Annotated in this window: 10 protein-coding genes; 8 read left to right on the top strand and 2 right to left on the bottom strand. The window is 64.1% G+C overall.

Going from position 1 to position 14,929, the window contains the following annotated elements; translation table 11 throughout:
* Positions 1-242: 242 nt before the first annotated feature.
* Positions 243-1,634 carry a DUF389 domain-containing protein gene (locus SH809_06440; GenBank protein ID MDZ4699323.1) on the top strand — a complete coding sequence of 464 codons (1,392 nt, stop codon included), beginning with the start codon at positions 243-245 and terminating at the stop codon, positions 1,632-1,634.
* Positions 1,635-2,016: 382 nt separating this feature from the next.
* The gene (locus SH809_06435) at positions 2,017-4,857 is read left to right on the top strand and encodes a TonB family protein (GenBank protein MDZ4699322.1); all 2,841 of its coding nucleotides are present in this window, start codon (positions 2,017-2,019) and stop codon (positions 4,855-4,857) included.
* On the opposite strand, the gene SH809_06430 is transcribed toward SH809_06435, so the two are convergent.
* The gene (locus SH809_06430) at positions 4,835-6,055 is read right to left on the bottom strand and encodes a DUF4105 domain-containing protein (GenBank protein ID MDZ4699321.1); all 1,221 of its coding nucleotides are present in this window, start codon (positions 6,053-6,055) and stop codon (positions 4,835-4,837) included. The two genes, SH809_06435 and SH809_06430, sit on opposite strands and share 23 nt — an antisense overlap.
* 152 nt (positions 6,056-6,207) lie before the next feature.
* Here SH809_06430 and nth point away from each other — a divergent pair, with 152 nt between their 5' ends.
* Both nth and gpmI read left to right on the top strand, forming a co-directional pair.
* Entirely contained in the window at positions 6,208-7,050 is an 843-nt protein-coding gene (gene nth / locus SH809_06425; protein MDZ4699320.1) for an endonuclease III, read from the top strand.
* A 36-nt stretch (positions 7,051-7,086) separates the two neighbouring features.
* On the top strand, positions 7,087-8,634 hold the full coding sequence (gene gpmI, locus SH809_06420; GenBank protein ID MDZ4699319.1) for a 2,3-bisphosphoglycerate-independent phosphoglycerate mutase: 1,548 nt from the start codon (positions 7,087-7,089) through the stop codon (positions 8,632-8,634).
* Positions 8,635-8,640: 6 nt separating this feature from the next.
* Here the strand turns inward: gpmI and sppA are convergent, their stop codons facing one another.
* Positions 8,641-10,449, bottom strand: a complete 1,809-nt coding sequence (gene sppA, locus SH809_06415) for a signal peptide peptidase SppA (GenBank protein MDZ4699318.1) — start codon at positions 10,447-10,449, stop codon at positions 8,641-8,643.
* Positions 10,450-10,920: 471 nt separating this feature from the next.
* Here sppA and SH809_06410 point away from each other — a divergent pair, with 471 nt between their 5' ends.
* The 4 genes from SH809_06410 to SH809_06395 form a co-directional block, all read left to right on the top strand.
* Positions 10,921-12,498 carry a hypothetical protein gene (locus SH809_06410; GenBank protein MDZ4699317.1) on the top strand — a complete coding sequence of 526 codons (1,578 nt, stop codon included), beginning with the start codon at positions 10,921-10,923 and terminating at the stop codon, positions 12,496-12,498.
* Between the two features lie 246 nt (positions 12,499-12,744).
* A complete protein-coding gene (hrcA, locus tag SH809_06405) occupies positions 12,745-13,830 on the top strand; it encodes a heat-inducible transcriptional repressor HrcA (protein ID MDZ4699316.1) in 1,086 nt (361 codons plus the stop codon).
* 78 nt (positions 13,831-13,908) lie between these two features.
* Entirely contained in the window at positions 13,909-14,493 is a 585-nt protein-coding gene (locus SH809_06400) for a nucleotide exchange factor GrpE (protein MDZ4699315.1), read from the top strand.
* A gap of 133 nt (positions 14,494-14,626) precedes the next feature.
* On the top strand, positions 14,627-14,929 hold a 303-nt coding region (locus tag SH809_06395; GenBank protein MDZ4699314.1), incomplete at its 3' end, for a DnaJ domain-containing protein.

The raw sequence follows: 14,929 nt of genomic DNA, 5'->3' as shown, positions 1-14,929 counted from the left end.
GTGTAGGTCATCTGGGGTGGGGGTGGATGGGAGTGGGGGGCACTGGACGCGTACGCTCAGGTTGTACTGAGATCTGGGATGGTACACAGGAAAGGGTTACAGTTCCTAGTTGTCTGACGTGTTGCGAGTTTCGGATTCCGGGTAGGCGATCCCCATGGTGTGATCATCAGCAATACCGCACCTGGAACTCGCTGCCCTCCATCGGGTGCTAGAGTGCGTGTTCTTTCCCTTCGCAGGTACTTATGCCCGATCTCTCCTCTGAAAACCGCCGGCTCGGAGTCGCGGCCCGCGCCCTGGGCTCTGTCGTTCGCGATACCTTCTCCCTCGATCCGGACACCGACTACGAGGGCGCCCTCCAGCAGATCCGCTCGGATGTCGAGATCCGAGGCGGGAATACCTGGGCGCTTGTCTGCGCCATTGTTATTGCCTCCGTCGGGCTGAACGTCAACGCCACGGCTGTCATCATCGGGGCGATGTTGATCTCGCCGCTCATGGGGCCAATCATCGGCGCCGGTTTCGGTGTGGCGACGAATGACATGCGGCTGATGCGGCGCAGCGTGCGCAACCTGCTGGTGGCGATGGCCGTCGGGATGATCGCGTCGACCCTCTACTTCGCCGTCTCGCCGCTCGAAGGACCACAGTCTGAACTGCTTGCCCGTACCCGGCCCACGCTGTACGATGTACTCATCGCGTTTTTTGGTGGGGTGGCCGGCGTGGTGGCGGTCTCCCGCAAGGCCAACCGCGGCAATGTGATTCCCGGGGTGGCTATCGCCACGGCGCTCATGCCGCCGCTCTGTACGGCCGGCTACGGCATCGCCACGGGGGATGTGTGGTTCTTTCTGGGCGCCATCCACCTGTTCCTCATCAACGCCCTGTTCATCTCGCTGGCCGCCATCGGCATGGCCCGGCTGATGCGTTTTCCGATCGTCGAACGTGTGGATCCCACCCACCAGACCCGCGCCCGTGTCATCCTCGGGACGATGTCGCTCCTGATCGTGGTGCCGAGCGGGTATACGGCGTGGGAAGTCGTTCAAGAAGCCCGCTTCCAACTCGGTGCAAGGCGGTTCATCACGGAAAACCTGAACTTCGACAACCGTGCCCTGCTCAACATCGATGTCGCCTACACCCGGACCGCTTCCACCATTGGCGCCACCGTGCTGGGGCCGCCGCTGACGGAAGAAATGGTCACTTCCATGGAGCAACGACTACCCTCGTATGGACTCGAGAACACCCGCCTCGTACTCCGTCAGCCGGATATCGGCGAAATGGCGCCCGAGCAAGTGGCCGACATGGTGCGCAGGGGCATCCTGGAGGATCTGTACCAGCGCAACACAGAGGCCCTGCAGGCGCGTGAGGATCAGATTCGTGTGCTGGAGGATGAGGTTGTACGTCTGCGTTCCTCGCGTTTTCCGGTTGAGGAGGTCACCCGGGAAGTAGCCGCCCTGTTTCCCGAGTTGCGATCCGTTGGCATTGGAAACGTGACCCTTGTCGCGGATTCCACTCGGGCCGCGTCGGTCGTCGTCGTGGCGACATGGCGCGCGCTGCCGCCTGAACCGGAGCAAGATCGTCTGCGCCAGTTCTTCGCCACCCGGCTCGGGGTGGACTCCCTGCATGTCGTGCATGCCCGCGAATGACGGAGCGTGTGTGCCGCCGGCGTCCTGGTTTTCTCCTGGCGGCCGCGGATGTAACGATGAATGGATAAGGGCGCTTAACCCGCTTCACGTTGGATAGAATGGCCCGTGAATTGCGGGGAATCGTGGGTATAGCCCGCAAGGGATTAACGGAGCGAGAACAAAAATGCCGCCGCGGGGTGAGCACGTCAGGAAGTGAGCCAATCAGCCTTGATTTGTCTGACGGCTGGATCTTTACCCGTGCTGCTTCTTACTATACCGATGCGTTGGTCGCGCATCAAACGCGCAAACGGTCGTCTCGCGCCGTTTTCTCAAGCAGCCGCTCCCCGGGCCGCATGAACGCGTCCATTTAGTCCGATCCACATAGTAGCTCGGAACCATTGCCATGGTGTTGCCACGTCTCACGGTATTAAACGAGCAGTATGCCGTACGCAATGTGCTGGGGGGGATAGGGCCGGTCGATGTCACGTACCTGGCCTGGGATCTACGGAATGAGGAGCAGGTTGTCGTTCGCGAATATTATCCGGCCCGCTTCGTCACGCGGGATCCGGAGCAATTGCATGTCGCGCCTCGCTCTGAAAAAGACCGTACGTATTTTCAGTACGGCCTGGAACGGTACCTCAAAGAAGCGGCGGCCATGAGCCGGATCGAGCACCCGAATGTGGTCCGCGAACGGGCTTTTTTCCGTGAAAACGGGACGGCCTATCGAGTGAGCGACTACCATGAGGGCGCCACGCTGGCCGATGTCGTGCAGCAGCAGGGGGGGCGTATCCCCGTTCGGACGGCCATCACGCTGATTATGCCACTGCTGGACGGTGTCCGCGCCGGCCATAAACACGGGCTCATCCACGGAGGCATCACGCCGGCGGAGATTTTCCTGGCTAAAAACGGCCGGCCGATGCTCCTCTCGTTCCAGATGACGCACGTCCTGCTCGCCCAGCGCTCCCGCGTATTCGACGAGTACCTGAAGTCGGGCTTTGCGCCGCCCGAACAATACGTGCCGGGCGAAAAGCAGGGGCCATGGACCGATGTCTACGGTTGCGCCGCCACGCTCTATTTTATCCTCACCGGCCAGCGGGTGCCACCCGCGCCCGCCCGCCTGGAGGTGGATACTCTGGCCGAATTACTCGCCGGCCAGACGCGCCTGACGCCTGTCGTTCGCGAGGCCCTCGCAAAAGGACTGATCCTCGACAGCGCCCGCCGGCCCCAGACGATCGATGCCTTCCGCGAACTGCTGACCCGCGGGGCCGCGCCTCAGGCGGAGCCGTCGCCGATCCGCATTCCGACGATGCCGGATGCCTCGCCCCTGAGCGTCGATCCGCAGCCGCAGATGTTCGCGCCGAGAAAACCCGGCGCAGACGTCACGCCGGATGGTGATGCCTCGTTTGCTCATTCGATTTTTGCACCCCGCACCTCCACCTCGCCGCGGATGGAAAATGGGGTTCCTTCGGCGCTCTCCTCACCTTTTAATGCGCCGATGGACGATGAGTCCTCGGAGATGCCCGAGGAGGAGGAAAGCAGGCTGGACGAGGAGTCGATCCATCTCGAACTGGAAGACATCGAGGAGGCCTCGCGCGCGCTCAGCGGCGACGGGCCGGCCGCCCCGGGCGTTCTGCCCGAACACAGCCTCGCGCTGCGGCAGCCGACGCCGCCCCGCGTCCACGTCGAACCGCCCGTATTCTCTTTCGGCGACCCGGTCGCGCCGCTGCCGGCGCATGTCGAAGAGGAAGGCTTTGGCGCATCCCCCCCATACCAATCGCCACGCCGGCTGCTTCGCGTGGCCCTGTATTCGGTGTTCGGCATCTCGATCGTCGCTGTCCTGGTGATGATTTTGATGCGTAGCCAGGGCAATCCAACAGCTTTTTTGATGGACAACGAGGCCTATGCGACCCGACTCGCCGAGGGAGACTCACTCTTTAAGCTCGCGCAAGATGTCGACGAGGTCGGATCGCCGGATCAGGCGCTAACCTACTACGAAAAAGCGCTTGAGCACTACCGGGTCGCGCTGGACATCGAACCCGAAGGAAGCGAGATCCGCGATCGGATCACCGTGGTCAACACGCGCCTGGCACAACAGGCGGCCAGCTCGATCAATGAAAAAGAATACCTTTCGTTTATCGCCGATGCCGACTCGATCCTCCGCTCCGCCGACGGCCTCGTGATGCAGGGGGACTCGGTCCGCGCCCGGCCGCTCTACACCGATGCGCGCCGCATCTACATGCACGTGCTCGAATTCCGGCCGGAAGATTCGCTGGCGAATGCGCGCCTGTCGGATACCTTCCAGCGGCAACAACGCTCCCGCACCGATTCCCAGGCGCTGCCGGCCCCGCCCGTCCCCCGGCCGACGATCAACAACGAGCTCATCCGGAACGGTGAGTTCTACGAGTTGTACCGCGCCCAGGGGGATTCGGCCTTCGACACTCGAAACTACCGCGATGCCCAGCGTAAATTCATCGAAGCCCTCGAATACCGCAGGGACGATGAATACGCTACGTCCATGCTCCGCCAGATCGAACGCCGGCTCTCGGAATCGTCCCGCGATACCCAGTACAGCCAGCATATGCAGTCCGGTAACGAGATGCGCGCGGCCAACCGCCTCGTGGAGGCCAAACGGGAGTTCGAGCAAGCCCTGGAGGCTCGGCCGGACGACTACGAGGCCAAGTCCGGGCTGTTTGAAGTCGACCTTCAGCTGAACCAGGCCCAGCGCCGCGAGGAGGAATACCTCAGCTTCCGCGCCCGCGGCGATGTCTTGTTTGAGCAGGGCGACTACGAGGGCAGCCTCGCCAGCTACCAGGCGGCACTGGCGGCCCGACCGGCCGACGACTACCTCGTCAGCCGCGTCCGGGAGACGACGGCGAATCTCGAGGCGCTCCGCCGGCTCGAGCAGCAGCTTCCCGAAGGAATGGTCGACTCCAACGGCGTCTACAACTTCTCGGAAGAGGCCCCCGTCCTCATCGGCGGCATCCATGCGCTCCAGTCGCGCATTCGCTACCCGGCCTTCGCGCGGGAAGCAGGTGTCGAAGGGCGCATCACCGTGCGGATGATCGTCGACGAAGCCGGCAACATGCAGAAGCCGGAGGTCATGAACGGCCTGGGATACGGACTGGACCCCGAGGTGCTGCGGGTCCTCCGCGGCGCACGCTTCGAGCCGGGCCGCGTGGGCGGCAAGCCGGTGAAGGTGTGGCACACGCTTTTCTTCGATTTTAAGCTCGCAAGCCTCGAATAACGCCCATCTTCCACGCCAGCCAGCCGCTGCGCAAGACGAGCAGGAGCACGATCGGGACGAGGGCGGGGTGCAGCGCCTGGGGCCAAGAGCCCCACCCGGCCAGGCCGATCATGCCGGCCGCGGCCGTAGCCATCCAGTACCCGCGCAGCCACGCCGGCCGCGCCTTGATCCAGACGATCGCGAGGAGGTGTGTGGGCCAGGCCCAGAACAGATTCCAGTTCCGATCGGTCACGTCGTGCAGGGCGATCAGCCATAAAAAAGCCATCAACACGCCGGCGAGGCCCACCACGCCGAATACCATTCGATCGAAATACGGGATAATTCCGCCGACCTCGTTTCGCCGCCACCACGTCAGCGCTACACCGAGCGCCAGCAAGCCCCAGGTGATCGGCCAGACCGGAAATCCGCCTTCGGCACGCTCGGCGGCGCCGGCATTCCAGTATACGGTGTCCGTCCGCACGACCAGCGGCTCCCACCCGGCTTCGCCTCGAATCTCCGCGCCATCAAATGCTTCCTTGAGATAATCCGGCAAAAAATGGGCGTCCCGGGCCGAGGCCATGGCGTCCGCCGGCGGGCCGAGCACCAGATAAAAACCCAGGTCCATAAATGGCAGATGGTCCACGTACCGGTCCAACAACTCTCGGTACGTCCCGGGATTGCGGTAGGTGTCCGGGAAACGGATGACGTCGCCGAGCGTGCGCTCGAGGGCGTCGCGGGTGCGGGTTGAGCAGTTGTCGGTTAAAAACAGGTAGCGGTAAGTGCGGTTTTCGGGTTGGGCGTTGATCTCCAAAAACTGCGCGAGGGCCTGCCGCTGAGCCGGCGAAAGACGCAGCTCCTGTTCAATCACGGAACGCCCCCGCTGCCTGTAGTAGGGCAACTCCCGTTGGTACGCGATCACCCTAAGCAGATAATCCAGCTGCCCGTAGATGAATTTGGGCAGGAAGTAGGCATCGAATTGAAAGGTGCCGTAGTTGAACAACGCGTCGACGCCGCGGAGGGGGTCGTACACGCGGATCGCGCTGTGCCCGAAGAGTTCGTAGGCGGCTTCGCCGGGGAGGACGGTCACGAGCGACAGCCGGGCCTCAGGGGAGAGGCTGTCCAGCCGCTGGGCGCTGGCCGGCCGCGCGCCGGCCGCACAAACGCCGAGCAGGATGGCGCCGATAAGTAGATCCAGAAAAAGCGGGCGGGCACGGCGCATGACAACGAGGCAGCTGGCTGAAGAGCGGGAGAGTTTAAGAACAAAATTCGGATTTGGTTTCGGGACGATGCACTAATTTAAGGCCTCGGACCGGTATCGAGTGATGCTCAGCGTGAAGCACACCGCGCCGCCCGACGAAGCTCCTAAACCCCGTGAACTGCCGCGAACGCGCCCGTCATACGCTCGAAGCCCTCCGCGTGGCCATCCCCCGGCCCGAAACGGAGTTGCGGTATAACGATCCGTACGAACTGATCGTCGCCGTCATCCTCTCCGCTCAGTGCACGGACGAGCGGGTGAACAAGGTGACGCCGGCGTTGTTCGAGGCCTTCCCGACGGTTGATGCCCTCGCGCGAGCGTTGCCGGAGGACATCCTGCCGTACATCAAGTCGGTCTCCTACCCCAACAATAAATCGAAGCACCTCGCCGGCATGGCGCGGCAGGTCCGCGACGATTTTGGGGGCGAGATCCCGGGTACGGTAGAAGCGCTCGTCCGGCTCCCGGGCGTGGGACGGAAAACGGCTCAGGTGGTGGCTTCCGTGGCGTTCGACGTCGACGCGATGCCTGTCGACACCCACGTGTTTCGGGTGGCCAACCGCATCGGACTGACGGTGCGCGCCCCGACGCCGCTGCACGTGGAACGACAGTTGAAGGCGTTGTTGGATCAGAAAGACTGGTCCGAGGCGCACCATCTGCTTATCCTCCACGGCCGCTACACCTGCCTGGCCCGCGCGCCCCGATGCGAAGTGTGCCCCCTCGTCGCGACGTGCCAGTATTACGAGCGCCTCGGCCGCTTGCCGGCGCCCCTCGCGGGCCTTGATGCGAAGCGAGGCAAATACTACTGCAAGACAAACAGCCATTACTTCGACACGCCGGCCGATCGGCAAGATCGCTACGGTACGGTGCAGCGGTGTTGCCCGGTGTGCGCGTCCATGAACGTATTCGAGACCCGCACCGGGAAGTCCACCCGCAAAGTGCCCGATTTTCGTGTAACCTGACGGCGCGCGCGTGCCGTCGCCATGACCCCAGTTCTGATGAAAGCAACACAACGCCACATCCTCATCATCCTCGACGGATTCGGTATTGCCGTGGACCGCTCGGTGAGCGCGATCGACCACGCGCGGAAACCCTTTATCGACGAGTTATTCGCCTCCTACCCCCACAGCACCCTGGAGGCGTCGGGGCTGGCGGTGGGGCTGCCGGAGGGCCAGATGGGGAACTCGGAGGTCGGGCACATGAACCTGGGCGCCGGCCGGGTGGTGTACCAGGAAATCACGCGGATCGACAAGGACATCCGAGAGGGCGCGTTTTTCACGAACGACGTCCTCGTCAACGCCGCGCGCCATGCGAAGACGAACCACACGAAGCTGCACCTGTTCGGCTGTTTCTCGGACGGCGGCGTGCACGCGTCGCTCAACCACCTCTTTGCCGTGATGGAACTGGCGCGGCGCGAGGGCCTCGAGGCCGGCCAGGTGCTCCTGCATGCCTTCACCGACGGGCGCGATACGGACCCACACGGCGCCCTCGAATACATCCGCCTCTTCCAGCAACAGGCCGCCACCATCGGCGTGGGCCGGATCGCCTCGATCATCGGTCGATATTATGCGATGGACCGCGACAAGCGCTGGGAGCGTGTGAAGCTGGCGTACGACCTGCTCACCGCCAACACCGGCGTACCGTTCTCAGACCCCGAAGCCGCGATCCTGGCCAGCTACGCCGCCGGCGTGACCGACGAGTTCGTGCAGCCGATCCGGATCGTGGATCCGGAGATCGAACGGTTCTCACGTACCGGCGCCCTGGTGGAGTCCGGCGATGCCGTGGTATTTTTTAACTTCCGGGCCGACCGGGGACGCCAGCTCACGCACGCGTTTATCACGGAAGGATTCGATGGATTCGACCGTGGTCCCCGGCTCGATCTCCACTACACCCTCTTCACGCCGTACGAATCGTCTTTCCACGTCCCAATCGCGTTCCCGAAGGTGAATCTTACCCAGACCCTCGGCGAGGTGATGGCCGCGCGCGGGGGCCGGCAGCTCCGCGCCGCCGAAACGGAGAAGTACCCGCACGTCACCTTTTTCTTCAGCGGCGGCCGCGAAGAGCCCTTCGCCGGCGAAGACCGCATCCTGGAGCCCTCGCCGAAAGTGGCCACGTACGACCTCCAGCCGGAGATGAGCGCCCTGCCGCTGGCCGAAAAGGTGGCGGCGGCCATCACGCAGCACGACTATAATCTGGTGGTGCTCAATTTCGCCAATCCAGACATGGTGGGGCACACGGGGGTATTCGAGGCCGCCGTCAAAGCCGTCGAAACCGTTGACGCGTGCACGCGGATCGTCGTCGAGGCAGCTATAGCGCGGGGCTATGGCATCACCATCATCGCCGACCACGGGAATGCGGACAAGATGCGTAACCCGGACGGCACCCCGAACACGGCCCACACGACGGCGCTTGTGCCGCACCTGATCATCAAGAAGGGCTTCATCGGCCCGATCAAGCCCGGAAAACTCGGCGACATCGCCCCGACGATCCTTCACCTCCTCGGCGAAACCGCACCGCCCGACATGACGGGCGACGTGTTGGTGTAGGGGGCCTTACCGGATTACGAATTCGAACGGTAGGCGGGCCTGCACCGTCCCCTGGAGGCGGAGGAGGCCCTGGAGCACCTCCAGGTGCTGGAGGAGGGTTCGCTCGGCGGGGCTGGTGGAGTGATTCAGCCAGGCGGAGGCGACGCGAGAGTTGAGGCTTTTCGTCATCTGCTCGAGCATCGTCTTCGGGAGGGGCAGCACGCGGGTGCGGTAGGTGGTGCTGTCCAGGCCGGCCTTCTCGGCCGCGATCGCGAGGGCGCGGTCCAGGTCGCCCAGTTCATCGACCAGCCCGATGGCCATCGCCTGTTTGCCGGTCCATACCCGGCCCTGGGCCACGGAGTCGACGGCCTCGACCGTCATGTTGCGGCTTTCGGCGACGAGCTGGAGGAAGTTCTGGTAGATCTCCTCCGTCGATTTGTCCAGCAGCCGCAGCTCATCCGGCGAGAGGGCGCGGACGCCCGAGTACATGTCCGCATACGGGCCCGTGCGCACGACATCGAACGAGATACCCAGTTTGTTTTCGTAGAGGCCGCTCATGTCGAACGCCATCCCGAATACGCCGATCGAGCCTGTGATCGTGAGCGGATCGGCCACGATCGTGTGCCCGGCGGTCGCGATCCAGAAGCCGCCCGAGGCTGCCACGTCGCCCATCGAAATGATCACCGGCTTATCGGCGGCGGCGCGCGAAATCTCCCGCCACATGGCATCCGAGGCGGCCACCGAGCCACCCGGCGAGTTGACGCGGATGACGATCGCCTTCACGTTCTCACTTTCATGTGCGGTGCGGATGGCCTCGTTGAACGTGTCCGCGCCCACGGTTTCGCCGCCGAAGAGCGGGTTCATGCTGTACCCGCTTTCGCCGCTCATGATCGTGCCGACGGCGTAGACGATGGCGATCTCCTCACTCGCCGGCCGGGGCAGGCCGGCCTCGGTGGCCGGCACGCGGACGTACGAGCGGATGTTCTGCAGCCGCAATTCGTCCTCTTCGTCATACGCCAGACGCGCCTTCAGCGCGGATTCCACCTCGTCGCGGAACAGCAATGCGTCCAGCAGGCCGGCGTTGTAGGCGTCGGTAGCCGTGAGGATGGCCTCGCCTTCGATGATGCGGACCACGTCCTCGGGCGTCATATCACGGCTTTCGGCGACGGCAGCGGCAAACACCTCCTGCTGGTCCGCCAGGAGCGACGAAAGCTGTTCACGGTTTTCATCGGACAGGTTCGTGCGGAGGAAGGGTTCTACGGCGCTTTTGTAGGTGCCGGCGCGGGTCACCTGGGGCGCCACCTCGATCTTGTCCAAGAGGTTCTTGTAAAACTCCGCCGCGATGTAAAATCCATTGAACTCGAACGGCGCCGCGGCGGAGGCATACACCTCGTCCGCCACGCTGGCCACGTAGTAGGTGACCTCATTGACATACTGGTCGTCGCTCGAAGCGATGATGGGTTTGCCGGCCGCTTTGAAGACTTCGAGGGCGGCGCGTACTTCCTGGTGCGTGGCCCACGAGCCGCCCAGCGGCGTGAGGCGGAGCCAGATGGCGTCGATGCGCTCGTCGACGGCGGCCTTTTTGATGGCGGAGGTGAAATCCAGTAAGTCGTAAGGAGCGGCGCCGGAGAACGCCGTCGCAATGGGGTCGTCGGAGACGATTTCGGGGACGGAGCCGCCGAGTTCGATCAGGAGCACCGAGCCGGGTCGCACGCGGGGGGCCTGGTCCGACATGGCGGCCAGCGCGAAGATGATGAAGAAAAAGAGCATGAAGATCACGCCCAGCGCGATCAGGGTGCCGAGCGTGCTGGCGATCAACGTGGAGAAAAACCGCATGGTGCGTGGTGATCGGTTTTCGATGGGTGAACGGAGAACGAGGCGCCGGCGACCGGCGCGGCTTCTGGGAACGAGATCCGTCTTGAAGGGGGATATACCCGGTTGCTGCGTCATCGGTTGCGCGGTGCTAAAATGCCGTTGATAAAACCCGCATATCAGCGTTCCTCTCCGCGCCGCTCCCTTCGACAAAGCTCAGGACAGGCATTGCGGCGTATGCGAGTACGCCTCAATCGCGGCATGTCGCGCGCCTTGATCTGCGAATGTTCTCTGCCGGCCCTGGCGAACTCGTTGAGAGAGGCTGTCTGAGATTGTGGACACCGGCGCCGGCGGGTGCGCGCTGGGGAGGGCAATACGTCCCCTCAAAACCTGGAAAATCGAGTAGAAAGCTGGCTGGCACGTCGTTGTATGGCCTTTTCTCCAAACGACACGGCGGGCTCAGGCCCACGGTTCATCCACTGCATGGAGAATGTCATGAAAAGGCAGGTACATCGCTTTCAACCGCTCTGGAGTGCAGCGCTCGCACTCTCCCTCTTCCACGGTATCATGCTCAGCGGCCTGCTTCCGGCCTCGGCGCAGTCCAGGTCCGGCACCGAAGGCCGAACCGAACGCGCCCGAGAGGAGCGCAAGGAGACGCCGGCGCCGAAAACCGAAACGCCGACCGCCCGGGCCCGCACCGAACAGCCCGCCCCGCGCCAGGAAGCCGCCCCGCGTAAAGACGATACCCGCCGCTCCGACGCCCGGTCGGGCGACCGCCAGGAAACCGCGCAGCGGCAGCCGGAAGGCCGCTCCGAACCTCAGCGCCAGCCTGACCGCCGCCCCGAACCCCAGCGCCAGCCCGAACGCCAGCCGGATCGCCGTGCCGAACCCGAGCGCCGCGCCGAGCCCGAACGGCAGCCCGAACGCCAGCCTGATCGCCGTGCCGAACCCGAGCGTCGCGCCGAACCCGAACGCCAGCCCGAACGCCAGCCTGATCGCCGCGCCGAGCCCGAGCGCCGGTCAGAACCCGAGCGCCGGATCGAGCCTGATCGTCGCAACGATCCTTCCGCGCGTGAGGAGACCACCCGTCGCGCCGAGCCGGATCGCCGCCAGGAGCCCCAGCGCCGCGAGCCGATCCAGGTCTACGAACCCCGGCAGGACCGCACGCACGTCGACTATCGGCGTCATCCCCACGTGTCGAAGCCGAACGTGCACGTAAGCGTCCGCTGGCCGTGGCAGTACCGCCACCAACGCCGCTGGGAGCCCCATTACCGCTACCGCCAGGTGGTGTACGTGGAAGTGGGTTGGGGCAGCAACCGCCGCACGATCGATGTGGACGTCCGCACCCGGTACCATCAGCGCGTCCGGCACGCCAACGGCCGCTATGCGGAAGTCGACATCTTCATCGACGCCATCGAGATCTACCGCAACGGCCGCTACATGGGTGAGGTGAACCGCATCCCGGACGAACTCGCCCACATCCAGGCCACGATTTACCGCGACGGGGATGTCGTGTTCGACCGCGACGTGTTCCTTGTGGGCGATCCGTCGGCCGGCTTCGAGATGATCTCCACGCGCCACTACGACGGCTACGTGCTGGATCGGTACCGCGATGGCCACGGCTACCGGGTCGGATCGCTCAGCCTGCGTAAGCAACGCGTCTACTTGCGTTCGCACAGCCGGCTGTTTAACCCCCGCTCGTTTAACGGCTACCCGCCGATCTCCCTCCTGCCGGACGATCGTAACCTGCTGGCCGACTTCGGCGACGAGGCGATCAGCTACGGGTACCGCGGCGACGAGGGGTACGACCCCTATTACGGCGGCCGCTACGACGACCCGTACGAATACGAGGAAGACGGAATCCGGTATAATTCGAACCCGTACGACGACGACTATCCGCAGAGCCGGTACGACGATGGGAATACCTATCAGAATGATGGTATTGCCCCGCGGGTATCGACCAGCCAGGCGCCGGCGACGCCCTTCGTGTCCAGCTCGCGGAACGCGTTCCGGACCGAAGCCGGCGCCGACATCTCCTTCCGGCGCGAGATCGAGTTGGAGCGGATCAAATAACGCTGCCCGGTGCTCCGCGATCGGTTGAGTCCGCCAGATTGCTCGAATCCAGCGTATCGACCTGTGCCAGGATGGCACAGGTCGATACGGTGCTTTTTTAGCGTGTCAGTACCATGGCATGCGTATTTCGGCTATTTTGAATGATCCCGGGACCGGGCGGGCGCGTCGCGCGTTTCGGTCTGCCGTTTCGTCGCGCGTCGATCGCCGCGGGGGCGGTCGGCAAGGGTTTTGCTAGGAGGCATTGCAGTGAAAAGCGCCACGCACCCATATCGTCCAACCCGTCGGCACGCCCTCACGGAGCGCGAAAGCGAAATCCTGCGGCTGGTCGTGTCCGATTTTATCGACACCGCCGGCCCCGTGGGCTCGCGCGCCCTCGCGCGGCGGTACATGCTGGGCCTCAGCCCGGCCTCCATCCGCAACACGATGAGCGATCTCGAGGAACGCGGGTTTCTCGACCATCCGCACACGTCGGCCGGGCGTGTCCCGACCAACCTCGGGTACCGCGTGTTTGTCGACCAGCTCATGCTGCGCCAGGCCCTGTCTCAAGAAGAAGGCCGGCTGCTGCGGGAAGGGCTGGACCGCGCCGCCACGCACAACGAAGTGTTCCTGAAGGAGTGCTCGCGTCTGCTGGGCCGGCTCTCGAATCTGCTCGGCGTCGTGCTCAGCCCCAGGCTCTCGCTGGGGATCCTGGATCGGATGGAGGCGGTGCCGCTGTCCTCTTCCCGCCTGATGTTCGTCATCAGTCTGCGCGGCGGCCTGTTCAAGACCATCGTGCTGGAGGTGGAGTCTGGCCTGGAGCGGCGCGACGTGGATGCGGCCGTGGCGTTGATGAACGAACGCCTCGCCGGCCTGACGCTGGACGACATCCGCCAGACGTATGCGTCGCGGATGCAGGATGTGAGCGATGAAAAGACCGGCATCATCCGCCTCGTGCTCAACTCGACGGCGGCCCTATTCAGCGAACCCTCCGACGGCCGGCTCAGCTTCGCCGGCGCCCAGCACATCCTCGCCCAACCCGAATTTCAGGAAGATCCGGACGCCCTGCGGGACCTTATCGGGCTGCTCGAGGAGGAGGACGTGGTGGTGCAGCTGTTCGAGGATGAGGCCGCGAACCCATCCGACCCCGGCCGCGCCGCCGTCCGAATCGGTCGTGAGCTGAGCGACGGGAAGGGAGACAAGTATTCTATCGTCACCGCCAGCTATTTGCTGGGCGAAACGACGGGTACGATCGGTATCATCGGCCCCACGCGTATGGACTACGTCCGCGTCGTGGCGCTGGTGGAAGGCATGGCCGCGTTGCTCGGCCGGCCCGACCGCTCGGCCCAACACTAATGACGCCCTCGTTTTAGGCCTTACGGCGAACCCACGGTTTTGACGATGAACAGAACCTCAGACATACAGGAAGAATCCGTGCAAGATGATACTCACGCGGCCCCCGCATCGGAAGAAATGGCCCGTACCCGGGAGGCAGACGCCATGCCGCCCCCGGGGGCCGGCTCGCGTGCCGAGCCCGAGGCTTCTGGAGAGGTGGCCCGGCTGCGCGCCGAATTGAAAGACACGAAAGATCGCCTGCTCCGCCAGGCGGCTGAATTCCAGAACTATAAACGACGCACCGACACCGAGAGGCTCACGATCGTGCAGTCCAGCCAGGTCCATGTCGTGCAGCGGATGCTCGAAGTGCTGGACGACCTCGGCCGGTCGCTCGATGCGGCGTCGAAGCTCGAGTCGGACCAGCAGGCGCTCGACCCTATGTACGTCAAGCTCAAGGAAGGCGTGGAACTCGTCTTCCGCAAATTCAACGACGAGATGGTGCGCCTGGGTGTCGAGCACATCCAGGCCGTCGGGCAGCCGTTTAATGAAAATGAACACGATGCCCTCATGCAGCAGCCGGCGCCCGCCGATACCGAGGCGGGGGTCGTACTGAGTGAGCTGCAGAAAGGATACCGTATGGGGGATCGGGTGATCCGCCACACGAAGGTCGTCGTGTCCTCCTGATCCCCCCTGTAATCCCCCCAAACTGCGCCCGCCGTGGAACGCGCGCGCGCCGACAGCGTTGCGCACGGCGTTTCCGCGACCAGCAATAGTCCCGAACGCCCGGTAAGGCGTAGCCGCAAGCCTCTTCCGATTTATGCGCGATTACTACGAAATACTGGGTGTGAACAAGACGGCCACCGAGGCCGACCTCAAGCGCGCCTATCGCCAGCAGGCGTTGAAGTACCACCCGGATCGCAACCCGGACGACAAGGAGGCGGAGGCGATGTTCAAAGAGGCCGCGGAGGCCTATGAGGTGCTGTCCAGTCCGGAGAAACGGTCCCGGTACGACCGATTCGGCCACGCCGGCGTGCGCGGCAATGGCACCGGTCAGCAGGGTTTCCAGGATATCAACGACATCTTCAGCGCCTTCAGCGACATCTTTGGCGGCAGCGGCGGC

It is taken from the genome of Rhodothermales bacterium (genome assembly GCA_034439735.1).
Lineage (GTDB): Bacteria > Bacteroidota > Rhodothermia > Rhodothermales > JAHQVL01 > JAWKNW01.
The sequence above is the reverse complement of the archived record's forward strand: the minus strand, read 5'-3'. Positions and strand labels throughout refer to the sequence as shown.

Bases quoted from the DNA above. Each gene is read 5' to 3' on its own strand.
- SH809_06440 (MDZ4699323.1), top strand. From the start codon at position 243: ATGCCCGATCTCTCCTCTGAAAACCGCCGGCTCGGAGTCGCGGCCCGC.
- SH809_06435 (MDZ4699322.1), top strand. From the start codon at position 2,017: ATGGTGTTGCCACGTCTCACGGTATTAAACGAGCAGTATGCCGTACGC.
- SH809_06430 (MDZ4699321.1), bottom strand. From the start codon at position 6,055: ATGCGCCGTGCCCGCCCGCTTTTTCTGGATCTACTTATCGGCGCCATC.
- gpmI (MDZ4699319.1), top strand. From the start codon at position 7,087: ATGAAAGCAACACAACGCCACATCCTCATCATCCTCGACGGATTCGGT.
- sppA (MDZ4699318.1), bottom strand. From the start codon at position 10,449: ATGCGGTTTTTCTCCACGTTGATCGCCAGCACGCTCGGCACCCTGATC.
- SH809_06410 (MDZ4699317.1), top strand. From the start codon at position 10,921: ATGAAAAGGCAGGTACATCGCTTTCAACCGCTCTGGAGTGCAGCGCTC.